The organism is Bartonella rattimassiliensis 15908 (genome assembly GCF_000278215.1).
GTDB classification, from domain to species: Bacteria; Pseudomonadota; Alphaproteobacteria; order Rhizobiales; family Rhizobiaceae; genus Bartonella; species Bartonella rattimassiliensis.
The window spans coordinates 462,263-479,189 of the sequence record NZ_JH725064.1; the positions used below are offsets into that span (position 1 = coordinate 462,263).

The window sequence follows — 16,927 nt, forward strand, 5'->3', positions numbered from 1 at the left end:
ACCACTGAAGGACGACCACGGCAATATTATTTTACTCAACAAACAGATAGTGCTGAAATTGATGCAGTAGAGGATAATGAAGAAAGTAGAACAGGAGATGGCTTTGTTAAAGAATATGAACTTTATCCATTATTATCTAAGTTTTTATGGTCAGAGCTTGCAGTTTACAGCAAACACATTAATGAGAAATGTTCTCGTAATAAACATGGTGCAGGCAGGAATAAATGGCTTTATTCAGATCTCGTAGGGATACAAGATTTGAGCAGGGAATGGAATCGTGAAATCAAAGACTGTGTTTTACAATATTTTGATAAAAAGACGCATCTTTGGTTTTTTGAAGTCAAAATTCTCATCAATCGTTCAAATTTAAGAAAAGCATTTTTTCAAACAGTTAGCAATTCTTCATGGGCTAATTTTAGTTATTTAGTTGCTAGTGAAATTGAAGGTGTTGATTACATTAAAAGAGCTTCGGATACTTTCAAGTTTGCATGGAATTGGATTTATAAGACTCACCAAGGAAAACGCTTCTGAGAGTGAGATCATAATTCCAGCTAAAAAACGTAGTGATATTGATTGGAATACTGCTAATAGATTAGTGGAGGAAAATAAAGACTTTCTTTATTATATCAAGCTCATTCGTCAATTTTATCAAACCGGTGAGATGCGTCCATCAGATTGGAATCATATGTGTCCATGAAAAGTATTAAAAAACTCTCTATTATTCAGAATAATAAAAAATTACTCTAACTATGATTATATTGATTTATAATAATACTTAGTCTTTTTTAATTTAAATTAGAGATTAAGATATTGTAGTCTTCAATCGTTTCAAGCCATTTTATATTATATTGAATCAATAAAAATTTCGTATACGCATCAAGCAGTGATGAGTAAAAGTTCTGTTTTGATGCATTTTACTTTGTGCGCGAGGTGTGATTTCATTAGATCCTAGATTTAATGATTATAACTCATTACACATTTGTTGTTGTAGAGAACGAAATTAAATTTTATTTGCTTCTATTTGAAGAAAAAATTGAAAATATTATTTTATCATTTTCATGGAGAATTTATCTTGCTACTTCCTTAATTCCACTTGCTGTTCATTCTGATATCATTACGTTCTTTGTTATCTGCATTAAATATTCAAAAAATATCAATTTTATCGAATATTCACCTAGTTTACTTAACTTATTAAAATAGATAAAAAAGAGTGTGCACTATCGCAGTTTACCATAATACTCCATTTATTTTTCAATAATACCGCATGCCAAACGTGCACCACCTCCGCCAAGCGGTAATGGTTTATCTGATTGATTATCAGCACCTAAATGAATTATTAATGAGCGCCCTGTAATTTCAGAGATTTTTTTTAATCGTGGAGCAAGAACTCCCATCACAGCATCTCCTTGCTTATCAACATAAAGTGCTGGTAAATCACCAAAATGACCATTGATATTATAAGGTCCTAAGTGTTTCTTAGTATGCTCCGGATCATAATGGCCACCTGCGCTTCCACCAATCACACCATCTTTTGTATCACATGAAGGATTTACATGTACATGAAAACCATGCATCCCTTCTGGTAACGTAGATAAATTAGGGATGAAAACTAAACCATATGTATTTTCCTCGATTTTAATGCTACCAATAGCCTTTTTGGAATTATTATCTTCTAGTTTATAAATATTTACTTTTGTTGATAGTGCTAATGCACAGCTTTTATGCATTAAAAATGTCATAAAAACTAATAATAATAATATTTGTTTCATAAATACTTTTATACTTAATTTTAAATAAAGTTATCCAAAAAAATAATCATTATTAAATATTTTATAATAATATATTTATTAAATATATAAAATTATATTAAATTAAAATTTAAGAAAATAATTTATATATAAATATTAATGCTTATATTATTATTTCTGGACATAACTTTCGTTTTTCTATCTATAAAAAATGTAGTTTTTATAGAAGGGTAATTATATCTCACTTACATTTCTTCAAGAGATATTTTTAAAAAAATCTACTTTTTAGGTATAATAGAAATTAAGTATGAAATTTTAATAAGTTAGCTATTATTATCGTTTATAATATGATGATCATTTCATAAAGAAACTAAAACATATAATTCGTTAATGATTTTAATTTTTTGTACATAAAAAATGATGAAGAATTTCTATTCATTATGAAGTTTATAGGAGAGAAAACTGTTATGATTCATATAAACTTCCCATAAAGCACAGCATATACCGACACTTCCCCCCATTCCTGATCCTAGCAGAGCTCCTATTATCATTCCGACAGAAAGTGCTACTCCTGTTCCCATTGCAATAAATGGACCAAACCCTGGAAGAGAAATATAACCATAAGTCGCAAGAGTTGCTGCGATTGTTCCTGATATGCTACCATTTAAACCTCCAATGAAAGAAAATTCTTTAATGGAATGATAGCACTTTTTGAAAAAACTTTTCCCATAACTATGAACAGAAACCTTGTTGTAAGTTCTTAAATCAATCATATCTTTTTCTTTTATTTTGAATGCTAACTGTTCCTGAATAGTCAACCGATACGAGAAAATGAGATCTTTTAAATTTTACTAAAGCACGCCAAATGCCTTTGTCATCTAAACGCAATCGTTTAATATTCTCGAAACCATTTTGCATAAGACAATTTTTAACTTGTGAAGCAGTAAATGAATTTTGACCTATTTTAGTGATATCTTTAGTAGAGGTATAGTTAAGGCCTTGACAATAAGGAAAATTTAAAACTCCACTGATTGAAGTAGTAACGATTAACGAGACGCATACAATCACCATCAAAAAAATAGTTAAATTCAAAATTTTATTTAGTTTCATCTTGTCACCATCTGTTGAAACAACACTCCATTAACTTTTGTATTGCTAACAGGTTCCAAAGATGATTTTATTTTTAATATTATACTTAACAATAAAAAACGAGAATTTATTGATTAAATAAAACTTTTCGTATTATTTATTTTATAGAGAATACTATAGAATATATAATTTAAAAAATATTTTACCATTTAAGTCGAATTTTAGATTTAATTTATTGTTATATTTATTGTTTTTATATATAATAAATATTATTTATAATACTTAAGATTATTTATTATTATAAATAATAAAAAATCACTTCAATTTAAGTATTTTAAATAAAATAAAAAATATCTTTTACATCATTAATGTATATTATTAAAAATACAATACTAAATAATAGAGTGATTATATCACTTATTATTGTTCATTAATAACAGATAAATTTATAATGATAATGCATTGTTTTGTATCTTAAATAAGTTGCTAGAAATATCATATGAATCTTCTCATTTCAAAATAGAAGTTTGGCATATGAGTAAAAAAGCTATAAAGGAAAAATAATATCTCTTAGGAAGCCTCTCAAATATAAATGGGGAAGAAATATTAGAGGATAGTAAGTCATAATAATGGTATCGGCTTGTTTCTGCAATAAGTGTAAAAGTGGTAGTGTTCAATAATTTCCCATTTTGTACCATTAACGGGGAATATCATTATAAATGGGATTAGGTATTAGATGTTTTCTTTAAAACAAACGCGTGAATTAATAGAATGAGCATTCTACTATGAGCTTTTTACAAAAACTATTGGAGATATTCAAAATTATATTAACTTTTAAAGAACTAAACAATTTTTTGATTATGCATAAGCTAAAATTCTAAAACACTTTTAAATATTTACACCAGAAACCTTGTGGTAGAATAGAATATAGTATTTTTAATGAATAAATTTACCTTCAAAATGCAGTATTAGAAATAATTATTTCTTTGGTTTTTTATATCTTATGCATTTATTACTATTTTTTAACTTTCATTAACAAGCTAGATACAAAGTTAGTATTTATTTTACGTTATTATCTATTATTTATCCATAGCTCTGTTTAAACGATTTTGTTGGAAATATATGCATAATTTCCTTAAATCCGTAACCGGGATACATTCCTTCACGCATAAATAAATTACGTAATGGTAAGCAATTATGTAATAGACCAAATCCAACACTTCTCATGATATGAACAGGCAACATGTGGGAAAGTAAAGTAGAGTTAAGTATATGAACAGCTCCACTTCGGATTAAGATATCTGGTTTGCGGCATTTATTATAGCGTGAAACAATCATTTCAGAATTAGAATCGGATATTTCATTGGGTAAAATATCAATTAAAGTTTGAACATCACGGAATCCTAAATTTAATCCCTGTGCCCCAATAGGGGGAAAAACATGAGCAGATTCACCCACTAAAATCGTTCGATTAGCAGCAAAATGATGAGAGAGAAGTCCTGAAAGCGGCCATGCTTGAATTGATGTTTCTAAAGTTAGTATTCCAAGCATCGATTGCATTTGGTTTTGGATTATTTTTGCAATTGTTTTTGGTTCCGTATTCAATAGTTCTTCAGCACGAGAAGGATGAACGACCCATACAAGACTGGATCTTCGTCCTGGTAATGGAACCTGTGTAAATGGACCATGTTCTGTATGAAACTCAGTGGATGTATTTTGATGAGAAAATTCATGAGAAAAGTTGAAAACAAGCGCTTTTTGTGGGTAATTCCACTCTTTGACAGTTATTCCTGCTGCAGTACGTGTAAGAGAATGACGCCCATCAGCTGCAATAACAAGTGGTGCTTGGATGACTTTATCGTTAGAAAGAGTGATATATACATGGCTTTTTGTATGATGAAAAGATTTAGTTGTAGAAACGAATCTTGTAATATTGGTCGTACGTGTAACAGCATCAGCTAAAGCACTGTTCAATTTTACATTAGGTATGTTATAGCCAAAGGCTTTTTCATCAATTTCAGCAGAAGAGAAATGCAGTGTAGGAGCACGCACAATTCTGGAGGTTATATCTATAATTCTCATGCACGTTAAAGCTGCAGCATGTTTTTGGAGACTATTCCAAATATTGAGTTTTTGAAGCGCGCGTATTGCAGGCATCATAAGAGTAGTTGTCCGCAACTCATCTGTATGAGCAGGGGGACCAACAAGCGAAACAGAAAAACCCTTATGCGCAAGCCTCAGTGCGGCTAACATCCCAACAGGACCTGCACCAATAACAGTAATATCTTTATGCTCTTTCTTTTCAAAGGTCACAATAATTTGATCCTTTCCCCATTGAATAAATATTTTAACATTTCTAAATAAACACTCTCTTTTTATTGTACGAAGTTTTTCTATTATATTATGTAATAGATAATGCGATATAAAAAAGTAATCTTTTTGTGATTTTTTTAGGTAGAATCATATCATGGATAAAATAATGTATTGATAGATGGATGAAGACTTTAAAAACGAGGATAAAAAAACCTTGAAACGTAAATTAACAAAAAAAATCAAAACAAATGCTAAATTATTACACCATAAAAAAGTAACAATGCCACAGGCAAAGGCTTTTTCTGTTCATTTACTAACAGCTTCAGGATCGTTTTTAGCGTTTCTTTCTCTTATATCGGCTTCTCAAAAAGAATGGACAGCTATGTTTTGTTGGCTTGGGCTTGCACTTCTCGTTGATGGTATCGATGGACCAATTGCACGCAAACTGGATGTAAAATACGTCCTTCCAACATGGTCTGGCGAACTCTTAGATAATATCATTGATTACGTGACTTATGTCTTAATTCCTGCTTTTGCACTCTATCAAAGTGGTTTTATGGGGGTAGGATTATCATTTTCATTGAGTGCAATCATTGTTATTTCATCCGCTATTTATTATGCAGATACTGGTATGAAAACCAAAGAAAATTTTTTTAAAGGCTTTCCCGTTGTTTGGAATATGATGGTTTTTACGCTTTTTGTTGTAAGACCAGGAGAGTGGATTACTTTTATCATTATTGTTTTATCGGCAATTATATCTTTTTTACCAATTTATTTTATACATCCCATAAGAGTCCTTCGTTTACGCAGAATTAATTTTCCAATTTTTCTCTTATGGTGTATTTTTGGTATTTTTGCATTCTTTTATCAACTAGAAGCTCCATATTGGGTTAAAATAGGAATTTCGATAACAGGAATTTATATATATTGTATTGGTGCAATCATGCAAATATTTCCTCAACTTGGTAAAAGAATATAAAAAACAATGCAAATTGATTTTGGAGCAGGTGATGATATTTTTTTTACTAAAGAAGGGTGTGCTGGTATTATAAAGCTCACGCGTCCTTCAACATTAAATGCTCTTAATCAACGCATGGTTTTTGCTTTAAAAAAAGCGCTCAAGATATGGGAAAAAGATAATGATATTTCTTGTGTTTTAATTGAAGGGAAGGGACGTGTTTTTTGTGCTGGTGGAGATGTACTAGAAATCTATCATATGGGAAAAAGTGTTTCTGCTGATTAATATTTTAGTGATGAATATAGTTTAAATGCTTATATATAAAACGTTTTTCAAAACCCTATATTTCTTTCTTAAACAGTATTTGGATGGGAGGAGGGGTTGGTATTTCCCTCTATGGTTCACATCGAATTGTTACAGAAAATACGGTTTTTGCTATGCCAGAAGGTGCGATTGGATTTTCTCCAGATGTGGGTGCCAGTTTTTTCTTACCCTCTCTTCCTAATCATTTTGGCATCTATCTTGCATTAACTGGGACACGCATAAAGTGGGGAGATTGCTTAAATTTTAGGGTTAGCAACACATGCCATTCCTGAAATTGACCTCGATCTGATTAGAAAAGCTATTATTGATCAAGGATATCCTATTTTAGCTTTAAACGAGCGAGCAATTCCAAAGAATTGGTTAATTCACATGATTTTCGTGAAGGTATACTATTGTGAAAAATAATTCTTACAAACGGATTTCAAAAATTAATTTAATTTATAACTGTTATTTACGGTTTTTAGCACTTATTTGCTTAATCTTAGGTATTTTTTACTGGATACGCCTTGTCGGTGTCTTTCCAGGTATTCTATGGCGTTTTGATCTTATGCCTTGGCAGTGGCAATTTGCATCAGCTATATTAGCTATTCTCTATCCTATTGCTTTAATTGGACTTTGGATGTACTCATTATGGGGTATTGTTTTATGGGGCATTGCAGCATTAATTGAAACAATAACGATATATTATTCTGATTTTATTTATCAGCCATTTATACCATTATTTCATGGGATGTTATTTTTGGCTTTTATGATACTACAAATTATGGTGATTTTTTTAAGAGTAAAAAAATAAAAAAGTAAAAAGTAATCAGTTCATTAAAAGTTCCATAATATATATTATGCGATAATTTGATGCAAAAAATAAAACCTCTAATATGCTACAAAGTACATTCCTTAAAGACCAAAATATTTATCATGGAATGATGTAGTATAAATAAGAAAAATTATTGTGCTATTTTACAACGTTTCATACGCGCAAGATCACTCAAAACAGCATTACGATTATTTAAAGCTGAAATTTCATTAATTTCATTACTTTAGCTTGATTTTACATCTATAAAAAACAAAGCAGGTACAAATACAAGACTTGCCGCTGCTAAAGCTACATTTTTGTTTCTTGCTTTAGAACGTTCTGCTATGGTAGCATCAAACGGCAATATATACAACTCCGCTTAAAATTTTCTTTATACATAAAAACCTCACTTTTAACACAAAATGTCTCTAATGAGATTTAAAGAGCAAAATTAAGATTAAAATCTTAACAAATACCCTATCAACAATATATAATAAGTTCACGCATCTGTTTTAAAAGTAAGACCTTGATATGCAGGTTTTACATAAGATGGGACGTAATTTACAACCACATTGTAATCCAGGGATCTATCCATATGTGTGAGTATTGCCTGTTTGGGTTTTAAATATTCTATCCATTGTAATGCTTGATCAACAGAAAAATGACTTGGATGAGATTTAAATTGAAGAGCTTCAATTATGAGAACATCCAAATCCATTAATTTGGATAATGTTTGTTCAGGAAATTCACTAACATCTGTGCAATAGGCAACATTTCCAATACGAAAACCTAAAGAATGAATATTTCCATGATATTGTAAATGCGTATTGACGCTTATTGCACCACCCTGCCCCTGAATAATAAATTGACTATCTTCGTTAATGAGTTGTGCTTTTAGAATGGGTGAGTAAGAAGAACCTTTTAGTGTTTGAAAACAATATCCAAAAGCATTATTTAAATGATTTAGCGTGAATATATCTGCATAGATATCGATTAAACATTGTTGTGCAAGTGCATAACTGCGTAAATCATCAATACCGTGGATATGATCTGCATGAGCATGCGTGTAAAGAGCAGCATCAAGATGGTCCACGCCTGCATCAATCATTTGTGAGCGAAAATCTGGACCTGTATCAATAATAATAGTTGTTTTTTTTCCTGATGGTTTAATGCGTTCGACTAATAAAGAACTTCTATAGCGTTTATTTTTAGGATTATTAGGATCGCATGTTCCCCAGTCGCCATTGGGGCGTGGCACTCCTGGAGAGGAACCACAGCCTAATATTGTAAATCGGTACTGATCACACATAGCTTTTGCCTTATTTCATTTTGCTAAATAAACGAAAAGCATTACGGGTTGTTATTTGAGCTATTTCTTCAATATTTAAGCCAATTGTTTCAGCTAACACAGCTGCTATATAGCATACAAAGGATGGTTCATTTATTTTTCCTCGATGAGGACTAGGCGCTAAAAATGGTGCATCTGTTTCCACTAACAAACGCTCATATGGTACAATTTTTGCTATTTCACGGATTTCAAGTGCGTTTTTAAAAGTAAGAATACCTGAAAAAGAAATATAACCGCCAAGTTCAATACTTGCACGAGCAAGTTGTATTCCAGAAGAATAACAATGAAGAATAAAGGGAAAAGCCCCTTCTTTTATCTGTTCGCATAGTATTTTCTCCATGTCACTATCGGCATTGCGTGAATGTATAACAAGAGGAATCTGTGTTTCTCGAGAAGCAATGATATGTTCTTGAAAAACTTTCTTTTGCTCTTCTGGTGTAGAATAATCATAATAATAATCAAGCCCCCCTTCCCCAAACGCAACAATTTTAGGGTGATTTGAGAGCTGTATAAGCTCTTCAGCTGTAATATCTTGTTCTTCATGGGCATAATTGGGGTGGGTACCAACAGAACAGAAAACTTGATCATAGTTTTGTGCAATGGCTAATAGATTATCTAACTTACGAACATGAGTTGAAATTGTTATCATACGTTTAACGTCAGCATCTAAAGCTCGTTGGATAACATCATCCAAATTTTGTGAAAAATCTTCAAAATCAAGATGACAATGTGTATCAATCAACATGATCAGGATCTTCTTTCTTTGAAATATAACGAGGGAAAATCGGTTTTGGCGATGGAAGATCAAGTCCTTCTTGAATTTTTGAATGGCTTATATGATACAATGACCGATCATCTTCAGCAATCGCAAGGCTATCAAGAAGTTTCGCTGCTGATTGGGGTATAAAAGGCAAAAGCATTATTCCTATTCGCCGTAAGATTTCTACAGTTATATAAAGAACTGTAGAAAATCTTTCTGGATTATTTTTACGTAAACTCCAAGGTTGTTCATTTGCAAAATAGCGATTAGCATCTGCTACAATTGAAAAAATAGCTGAAAGCGCTAAATGCATACTATAAGAAGACATCGCTTTGTTTACAGTTTCAAGCACGTGAAGAGATTGTTCTAAAAGCTGTTTATCTTGAATTGAAAATGAAGCAGGAAATGGAACTTTTGCATCACAATTCTTGGCAATCATAGACAAGGATCGCTGTGCTAAATTACCAAGATCATTTGCAAGATCAGCATTAATACGGTTCACAAGATTTTCATGATTATAACTGCCATCTTGTCCAAACGGCACTTCACGGAGAAGAAAATAACGAACCTGATCCAGGCCATAATGCTCAATCATTTCAAAAGGATCAACAACATTTCCAATAGATTTTGACATTTTTGCACCACGATTAAGTAAAAAACCATGTGCAAAAATATTCTTAGGCAATTCAATTCCAGCAGACATTAAAAATGCCGGCCAGTAGATTGCATGAAAACGGATAATATCCTTACCAATAATATGTGTATTTGCAGGCCAAAAATCACGTTTTTTTGAATTTTTATTGAAAAAACCAATGGCTGATAGATAATTCGTAAGCGCATCAATCCAGACATACATTACATGCTTTGGGTTTTCAGGAACAGCAATGCCCCAATTAAAACTTGCACGTGAAATAGAGATATCTTTTAAACCAGATTTGATAAAACTGATAATTTCATTACGTCGTTCAAGTGGAGCAATAAAATCAGGGTGTTTTTCATAATATTCAAGAAGAGCTTTTTCATAACGAGAAAGTTTAAAAAAATAACTTTCTTCTTCATTCCATTCAACTGGAGACCCTAATTCCTTTTCGCGACGGATGTTATCTGGTCCAACTTCCGTGTCTTTCTCTTCATAATACGCTTCTTGACGAACCGAATACCAACCTGTATAATGGCCAAGATAAATATCGCCATTAGCTTCTATCTTTTTCCAAATTTCTTGACAAGCTTGAGAATGGCGCTCTTCTGTTGTACGAATGAAATCATCGTTAGAACAATTTAATGCCGCAAGCATTTTCTGAAACACAGCACTATTACGATCTGCAAGTTGCTGAGGTGTTATCCCTAATGCTGCTGCGGTTTGTTGCATCTTTAGACCATGCTCATCTGTACCAGAAAGAAAAAATACATTTTTTCCGTTTAATCGTTGATAGCGGGCTAAAACATCGCTAGCAATAGCACTATAGGCATGCCCAATATGTGGAGTACCATTAGGATAAAAAATGGGAGTTGTTATGTAATATGTGTCACGCATGTCATACTCGTTGTAAAACGCCATAAATATAAAGATACAATGACATAACGCCTGTTAATCATATTGTCACGGAAAAACTAATCTTCATGGATAATCTTATGAATTCTAAAAAGCAAGTTAATAACAAACTGCTTCTTATCAAGATTAAAAACTTGTATTTCCTCTATTTCTTGATGAATCTCTTGCCACTTTTGCGCATATTTTTTTGAGACAAATAAATTTCCCTTTTCAGCGAATATAATAGCTTTTTGTTGAAATTTTTCAAGAATTTCATCACAAAACTGTTGAAATTGGAATACAGAAGAAGCAGATGAAACTGTTTGAGCAAGAGTGTGTACAGTAGTTGTATTGCAAATAGGCTGTTCTAAGAGAGCATCGATCGTTTTAATAATTTCAAGACCACCATGGCAAATAAGCAAAGCTGCTTTTCGAGGACTTCCTTTGGATTTTTTTATAATCATTTCAATTATCTTCTTATCAGATAAGTCCTGATTGGAGAAAATATGTGTAATGACTTTTTTCATCTCATCATTATTCAATGGACGAAAAGAAATTTTTTGACACCGTGAATGAATTGTTGGAAGTAATTTTCCAGAAGAATGTGCGATAATAATAAACAACGTCTTTGCAGGTGGCTCTTCAAGTAGTTTAAGAATTGCATTTGCTGCATTTCTATTCATATCATCTGCAGAATCAATGATGATAACACGCCATCCATTATCTTGCGATGTTTTGCTTAAAAAATGCATAATATCGCGAATATCATCAATAAGTATTCCTGTTTTAAATTTTTGCGTTTTTACATCAAGTCGACGTGAAATATACAAAAGACCAGGGTGACTGCCTTGTGTAATTTGAGACCATAGAATAGAATGAGGGTCAGGATTTAGGAAATTGCCCTTTTGAGAACTTAAAATATTCCAAGCAAGATGAAACGCTAATGTAGCCTTCCCAATTCCATGTTCGCCTTTAAATAATAATGCGTGATGCAAACGCTTCTCTTTAAGCATTTGTGTCAAAAAAGAACAAACATCTTCATGACCAAAGATAACGGTATTCTGAGATGGAGATAAAATTGTATCAATATCATCATATTGGCGTAAGGTATTTATATTACTCATGGAAGCTAATCCCACAATACCTGGTGACAAATATTCTTTATTTTATGAGCAATGGCTTCTACTGAGCCAGTGGCATCAATGACTCGAAACCTCTGTGGCTCTTGTTTAGCTAATTGAAGAAAAGCTTGACGCCTTTGTTCTTGAATTTCCAACTGATCTTTTTCAAAATAATCAATTGCTTCTGTTTTTTTTCTTCGCAAATTCGCACGCTTCATAGCATATATTGCTGGCATGTCTAACAAAAATGTCAAATGTGGCATGATACCATTAAGCGCAACACACTCTAAAACAGAAAGAAGAGAGAAATTGACTCTATCACTGTGTCCTTGATAAACACGTGTAGAATCAATAAAGCGATCGCATAAAACGATTTTACCTTTTTGTAAAGAAGGTGCGATAATTTCATGAACATGGTCGGCACGTGCAGCTGTAAACAAAACAGCTTCAATCAATGGTCCATATTGTTGTGTTTGCCCCGACAGTAAAATATGTCGGATTGCTTCTGCTCCTGCTGTTCCTCCTGGTTCTCGTGTCGTCACAACATCATAACCTTTGAGAGTGAGATATTCAGCAAGTAAAGAAATCTGCACTGTTTTTCCTACTCCGTCCCCTCCTTCAAATGTAATAAAATAACCTGACACGTACGAACCCTAACCTTATTTAGCGCGTATTTACAAATATTTCCGTAACCATCCAATTGTTACCTCATAGAAGGCATCTTTTACTTTTGTAAAGAAACTTCCTTCTTGAACATCCATCCCAGCAAAAATTGGTTTTTCCAGAAGAACCTTTTTATCTTCTAAAATTTGAATAACCCCAACTGATTGTCCTGAAACGATAGGAGCTTTCAACGGACCATGATATTTAATTTTGGCTTTAACATTGACTTCTTTTTCATTTGAAAGCATAAAATTTATCGGATTTTTAACAATAAGTGGAACAAATTTTTTTCTTCCACCATAAATAGAAGCACAACCAACCGTTTCCCCTTTTGTGAAAATCTTTTTGAGATCAAAAGCTGTTATTCCCCATTGAAGAATGCGTTCTACTTCTTGTGTATGTTTTTTTTTACCATCTTGTAAACCATTGATTGCTAAAAAAAGACGCCGATGATTTTTATAAATGGTAGCAACCATTGCCCACCCTTCTTTCTCACTGTAGCCCAAACCAAATCCTTCTACACCAATTTCCTTTAAAATAAGAGGATTCTTATTCCGTTGAAAAATATTATTCCACATAAAATGAGGCTCATGATAAAGCGTATAATAATCCGGATATTCCTGGGTAATATGACGGGCTAATATAATCATATCACGCACTGTTACAAATTGTCCCTCTTCGGGAAGTCCTGTTGCATTAACAAAATGGCTTTGAGATAATCCAATTATTTTAGCACGCTGATTCATCAGGTGTGCAAAATCGGCTTCATTTCCTGAGATTCCTTCAGCAAGAATAATAGCAGCATCATTTCCATTGACAATAATTAAACCACGTAAAAGATCAGAAACGCTGATTTCTGTCTTTATCTTTGCAAACATAGTAGTTGTACCGGAAGGTGCTCCACCCTTTCGCCAAGCATTTTCACTAACTTTGAATTTTTGCGTACTTCTTAACAATCCTTCTTTTAATTGGTGAAATACGACTTCTGCCGTCATTAATTTTGCTAATGATGCAGGAAAAAAAGGAATAGTACTTTGTTTTTCATAGAGTATTGTCTCTGTATCATCATCGAGTAACAATAATTGTGATGCAGAAGTTTGAAATTCTTGCGCCCTCCCCCACGTATCAAATGCCGATACCCCCCATAAGATTAGTAAGATCCTTAAAGCTGTATACATAGCCGCTCCTCCCATCCAAAGATCAACATAAAGAATCAACTATATAGGAAAAAACTTTTTTATTTCTGCAAATTGAAAAATTATTTATAATTCAAGAAAAGATTTTATCTTCCTCATAGATCAAGTTTTACATTTTAAAGTATGAAAAGCAAAAAAACTTTTTTCGTTTTTTATTGATCATACATTGATTTATCATGATCAATTGTCATTTCTAGCTTGAACCTAACTTAAAATCCTGTAAGCTTTTCTTTTTCCCCTCTCATATTGAATTCATTACAATTACTTGCTTATGTGTTGCTCTCTTAATTGCGCAACAATAAAAGTATTAAGCTTATGCTAATCGTGAATTAATATATTCTCAACAGCTATATATCATTGGGTAAATAAAATTGGAAATGCTTTACCATTTGATCAGCTAATTTTCGTAATAAAAGTATATGCCTATCATTAATAGATAAAGTCATTATCAATTAAATCACGAATGATATAATTTTCAAGATGAAGCTCTTTGATACCTTCATTCTTAGAAGTGAGAAAAATGCTTTTGTGGATAAGCAATTCTCAAATTAAAAGTTTTTTTTACTAATAGGTTGCGAATTTAAGCTTTCTAAATTTTTAAAATCAAAATTAGAAAAAACATAAGTAATCTCAAGCGAAGGTATGAGTACAATATTGGGAATATCTATCATCAATTCTGCTAATTGTTTTGTCAAAATTGTAACAACTTTTTGATACAAGAAACTTTTGTGCTAACGGCATAGCGCTCATAATTTTATTGCTAATTCTTTCCTGTATGGGTGCAAAACAAAGCATTTGAGAACTTGGTAAATATCATTCTCTTTAATCATATCCCAAGCGATAGCAGAAATTTTTTACTTTTCAGATGTTAATATAGATAAATCTGTATTACATAATATGATATCTTGTAAATTCGATGTTTCATTTATATCAGAATTAAAAGCGTCTGCTTGACTTGAATATACTCTCTTACCCGTCGAGTCTTTTCATGCTGCGCAAATGCCTTTAACTTTAAGTCACTATGTTTATGATATTGCTGATTGTCAACAATCGCCTCTCGATTTTGTGGTTGTCGCTGCTTTATATGTCTTGGTTACCGTCATTGGCAATGGCGTGCATATTGCTCCAAAACAACATGATGATTGGATTGTGGTCCCTAATCTCTGGGGCGCTCTGATTGGGCAATCGTCAACTTTCAAAACACCAGCCATGAAAGCCGCTTTAGCTCCTATCTCTTGCCTTCAAAAGGAATGGTATAAAGACTGGTTAAAGCAAAAAGAAAAACAAGAAATTGAAGAGAAACTTGAAACTTTAGACAAACGAGAAAAGGAAAGACAAGCCAATAAAGCGATAAGAAAAGGAGAATGTGAAATAGCTCGTGCTCTGTTGTATGAAACCCTCTCTAAAGACAAGGCGCATGATGATGATGTCTCTCGGTTTATTGTCAATGATGTGACCGTGGAAAAGTTTGGAGAACTCTTAAAAGAAAATCCCCGTGGTCTCTTGATGGTGCGTGATGAACTGGCTGGCTTTTTAGCCAATCTAGAAAGAAAGGAATATCAAACAGATCGTTCCTTTTATCTCACAGCTTTTAATGGAGATGATCAATTTACCTATGACCGTATAGAGCGTGGAACCATTTTTATCCCTCATGTTACTTTATCCATGATTGGAGGCATTCAACCTTCACGCATTATTCCCCTCATTCAAGCCATACAGCGTGGAATAAACGATGATGGTTTATTGCAACGCTTTCAAATGATTATCTGGCCCGATGACAATAAAGAGTGGCAAGTGATTGATAGACCGCCCAATCAAGAGGCATGGCAAAAGTATGAAGGGGTGTTTCGCTCTTTTCGTGATAAACGCTTAGGATCTCCTGAACACCCCATGATCATGCGTTTTTCTCCTAAAGCACAAGTGAAGTTTTATGAATGGTTAGAGCATCTTCATAGAGAAGCAAAAGGAGGTACGCACTCAGAAAGCTTACAATCACATTTTTTAAACCTGTTCAACTTCTTTGATGAATATCAGTGGAAAATAACTCTCAAGGCGACTGACCTACGATAACGTTATGAATGGCATTCTTTCATAAAAAACAACAGCATAAAACATATACCGCAGAGCTTAATAAAAATAGCACTCAATCATTGCATTATTTTTTCATTTCCCTCTCCTTTAATATTTACAGTAATAATATTTACAGTAAAAAAAACTTATAAACCTGCTAATATTTTGTATTTTTTGCATCTAAGATGCTTAATATATTAAAAAGCAATCTCCCCCCGCTGCAAAAATAAGAGGATGACTGATTATACCATCATTAATACTTAATCTTAATATCTAAGGTTGACATTCAGGCTGTTTTTTGTGCTCCTCACAATGAAGACTATTCAAGCGTCTCTCTACACTTCGCTGAGGAATAACAGCATCAGGCTGACAAATTGGAAGATTTTCATATTTCTCACACCACTTCACTCTTCCCAATTTATCTTGAAAGCCCGCTTGTATCATGCATGCATTCACAGACTCCTCTGCATTAAATCTCTCATCAGCACTTTTTTCTGGATCAAAGCGACCATCAAGATGCTGTATTCCGCATTCCAACAGAGCTTTTTTTATCTCAATTTGATCTGCACCAAACTTTTCCCATGCATCTACTGCCGTTTGAGAAGGTTGTTCTAAGGCACATCCAGCCATAACAAACAAAGCTATCCCGCTTAATAATTTTAAAATCTGCTTCATTTTCCTATCCTCAAATAATTTCGATATTATGAAACAACCATAAATTATTTTACATGCTATTTTTTCATTTTCACAACAATGATAAACACTTAACCTTTATTTTATCTCTTTTCGATGACTATACCATCAGTATCATAATACAGTAAAATTACTACTAAAATCATATTTCTATCAACGTTATGCGTATCAATGAATTTCAATAGTTTGCTTCCAGCTGAAATAGATATTTTTATAAATTGTTACACCCACATTTTAAAATCCCACAGGTCAATAGCATTAAAAAGATTGGTTGAGAAAACAATCCAACCATTTTAAACAAGCGTAAAGAAAAACGATTG

General features: G+C 32.6%; 14 protein-coding genes and 4 pseudogenes. 5 read left to right on the top strand and 13 right to left on the bottom strand.

Annotation, left to right across the window (positions count from 1 at the left end):
• Positions 1 to 445: 445 nt before the first annotated feature.
• Complete coding sequence (locus tag MCY_RS09895) at positions 446 to 697, top strand: HrgA protein (protein WP_425303914.1); 252 nt, start codon at positions 446 to 448, stop codon at positions 695 to 697.
• Between the two features lie 547 nt (positions 698 to 1,244).
• Here the strand turns inward: MCY_RS09895 and sodC are convergent.
• The 4 genes from sodC to MCY_RS01950 form a co-directional block, all read right to left on the bottom strand.
• Positions 1,245 to 1,769, bottom strand: a complete 525-nt coding sequence (gene sodC, locus MCY_RS01935) for a superoxide dismutase family protein (RefSeq protein ID WP_007346687.1) — start codon at positions 1,767 to 1,769, stop codon at positions 1,245 to 1,247.
• Between the two features lie 410 nt (positions 1,770 to 2,179).
• Positions 2,180 to 2,521: a hypothetical protein gene (locus tag MCY_RS01940; RefSeq protein ID WP_007346688.1), complete on the bottom strand. Its 342-nt coding sequence runs from the start codon at positions 2,519 to 2,521 to the stop codon at positions 2,180 to 2,182.
• Entirely contained in the window at positions 2,514 to 2,858 is a 345-nt protein-coding gene (locus MCY_RS01945; protein ID WP_007346689.1) for a hypothetical protein, read from the bottom strand. The genes MCY_RS01940 and MCY_RS01945 overlap by 8 nt, the downstream gene beginning before the upstream one ends.
• Positions 2,859 to 3,920: 1,062 nt before the next feature.
• The gene (locus tag MCY_RS01950) at positions 3,921 to 5,150 is read right to left on the bottom strand and encodes a UbiH/UbiF family hydroxylase (RefSeq protein ID WP_007346690.1); all 1,230 of its coding nucleotides are present in this window, start codon (positions 5,148 to 5,150) and stop codon (positions 3,921 to 3,923) included.
• A 178-nt stretch (positions 5,151 to 5,328) separates the two neighbouring features.
• Between MCY_RS01950 and pcsA the strand changes: the two genes are divergently transcribed.
• The 3 genes and pseudogenes from pcsA to MCY_RS01965 all read left to right on the top strand — a co-directional run bounded on the left by pcsA (position 5,329) and on the right by MCY_RS01965 (position 7,225).
• Positions 5,329 to 6,129, top strand: coding sequence for a phosphatidylcholine synthase (pcsA, locus tag MCY_RS01955; RefSeq protein WP_007346691.1), 801 nt, complete (start codon positions 5,329 to 5,331; stop codon positions 6,127 to 6,129).
• Positions 6,130 to 6,135: 6 nt separating this feature from the next.
• Positions 6,136 to 6,792 (top strand): annotated as a pseudogene (locus MCY_RS01960) (enoyl-CoA hydratase/isomerase family protein); the annotation flags it as partial.
• Between the two features lie 34 nt (positions 6,793 to 6,826).
• Positions 6,827 to 7,225, top strand: a complete 399-nt coding sequence (locus MCY_RS01965; RefSeq protein ID WP_007346694.1) for a DUF6163 family protein — start codon at positions 6,827 to 6,829, stop codon at positions 7,223 to 7,225.
• Positions 7,226 to 7,376: 151 nt separating this feature from the next.
• On the opposite strand, the pseudogene MCY_RS09900 reads toward MCY_RS01965, so the two are convergent.
• From MCY_RS09900 to MCY_RS10355, 8 genes and pseudogenes are all read right to left on the bottom strand, one after another.
• A pseudogene (locus MCY_RS09900) lies at positions 7,377 to 7,574 on the bottom strand (hypothetical protein); the annotation flags it as partial.
• A 150-nt stretch (positions 7,575 to 7,724) separates the two neighbouring features.
• Positions 7,725 to 8,534, bottom strand: coding sequence for an MBL fold metallo-hydrolase (locus MCY_RS01975; RefSeq protein ID WP_007346695.1), 810 nt, complete (start codon positions 8,532 to 8,534; stop codon positions 7,725 to 7,727).
• 10 nt (positions 8,535 to 8,544) lie between these two features.
• Entirely contained in the window at positions 8,545 to 9,318 is a 774-nt protein-coding gene (locus MCY_RS01980) for a TatD family hydrolase (RefSeq protein ID WP_007346696.1), read from the bottom strand.
• Complete coding sequence (gene metG, locus MCY_RS01985) at positions 9,308 to 10,867, bottom strand: methionine--tRNA ligase (RefSeq protein ID WP_007346697.1); 1,560 nt, start codon at positions 10,865 to 10,867, stop codon at positions 9,308 to 9,310. Before metG ends, MCY_RS01980 begins: the two co-directional genes overlap by 11 nt.
• A 77-nt stretch (positions 10,868 to 10,944) precedes the next feature.
• Complete coding sequence (locus MCY_RS01990; protein WP_007346698.1) at positions 10,945 to 11,988, bottom strand: DNA polymerase III subunit delta'; 1,044 nt, start codon at positions 11,986 to 11,988, stop codon at positions 10,945 to 10,947.
• 5 nt (positions 11,989 to 11,993) lie between these two features.
• Entirely contained in the window at positions 11,994 to 12,629 is a 636-nt protein-coding gene (gene tmk, locus MCY_RS01995; protein ID WP_007346699.1) for a dTMP kinase, read from the bottom strand.
• Positions 12,630 to 12,659: 30 nt separating this feature from the next.
• Positions 12,660 to 13,826, bottom strand: a complete 1,167-nt coding sequence (locus MCY_RS02000; protein WP_007346700.1) for a D-alanyl-D-alanine carboxypeptidase family protein — start codon at positions 13,824 to 13,826, stop codon at positions 12,660 to 12,662.
• Positions 13,827 to 14,165: 339 nt separating this feature from the next.
• Positions 14,166 to 14,782, bottom strand: a pseudogene (locus MCY_RS10355) (restriction endonuclease subunit R); the annotation flags it as partial.
• Positions 14,783 to 14,810: 28 nt separating this feature from the next.
• On the opposite strand from MCY_RS10355, the pseudogene MCY_RS02005 reads away from it, so the two are divergent.
• A pseudogene (locus MCY_RS02005) lies at positions 14,811 to 15,854 on the top strand (DUF3987 domain-containing protein); the annotation flags it as partial.
• Positions 15,855 to 16,187: 333 nt separating this feature from the next.
• Here MCY_RS02005 and MCY_RS02010 read toward each other — a convergent pair.
• Positions 16,188 to 16,589 carry a hypothetical protein gene (locus MCY_RS02010; protein ID WP_007346702.1) on the bottom strand — a complete coding sequence of 134 codons (402 nt, stop codon included), beginning with the start codon at positions 16,587 to 16,589 and terminating at the stop codon, positions 16,188 to 16,190.
• Between the last annotated feature and the right edge of the window lie 338 nt (positions 16,590 to 16,927).

Excerpts from the sequence above, each read along its gene's own strand:
- MCY_RS02000 (WP_007346700.1), bottom strand. The coding sequence starts at position 13,826 with ATGTATACAGCTTTAAGGATCTTACTAATCTTATGGGGGGTATCGGCA.
- metG (WP_007346697.1), bottom strand. The coding sequence starts at position 10,867 with ATGCGTGACACATATTACATAACAACTCCCATTTTTTATCCTAATGGT.
- MCY_RS01975 (WP_007346695.1), bottom strand. The coding sequence starts at position 8,534 with ATGTGTGATCAGTACCGATTTACAATATTAGGCTGTGGTTCCTCTCCA.
- MCY_RS01940 (WP_007346688.1), bottom strand. The coding sequence starts at position 2,521 with ATGATTGATTTAAGAACTTACAACAAGGTTTCTGTTCATAGTTATGGG.
- sodC (WP_007346687.1), bottom strand. The coding sequence starts at position 1,769 with ATGAAACAAATATTATTATTATTAGTTTTTATGACATTTTTAATGCAT.
- MCY_RS01990 (WP_007346698.1), bottom strand. The coding sequence starts at position 11,988 with ATGAGTAATATAAATACCTTACGCCAATATGATGATATTGATACAATT.
- pcsA (WP_007346691.1), top strand. The coding sequence starts at position 5,329 with ATGGATGAAGACTTTAAAAACGAGGATAAAAAAACCTTGAAACGTAAA.
- MCY_RS01945 (WP_007346689.1), bottom strand. The coding sequence starts at position 2,858 with ATGAAACTAAATAAAATTTTGAATTTAACTATTTTTTTGATGGTGATT.
- MCY_RS02010 (WP_007346702.1), bottom strand. The coding sequence starts at position 16,589 with ATGAAGCAGATTTTAAAATTATTAAGCGGGATAGCTTTGTTTGTTATG.
- MCY_RS01980 (WP_007346696.1), bottom strand. The coding sequence starts at position 9,318 with ATGTTGATTGATACACATTGTCATCTTGATTTTGAAGATTTTTCACAA.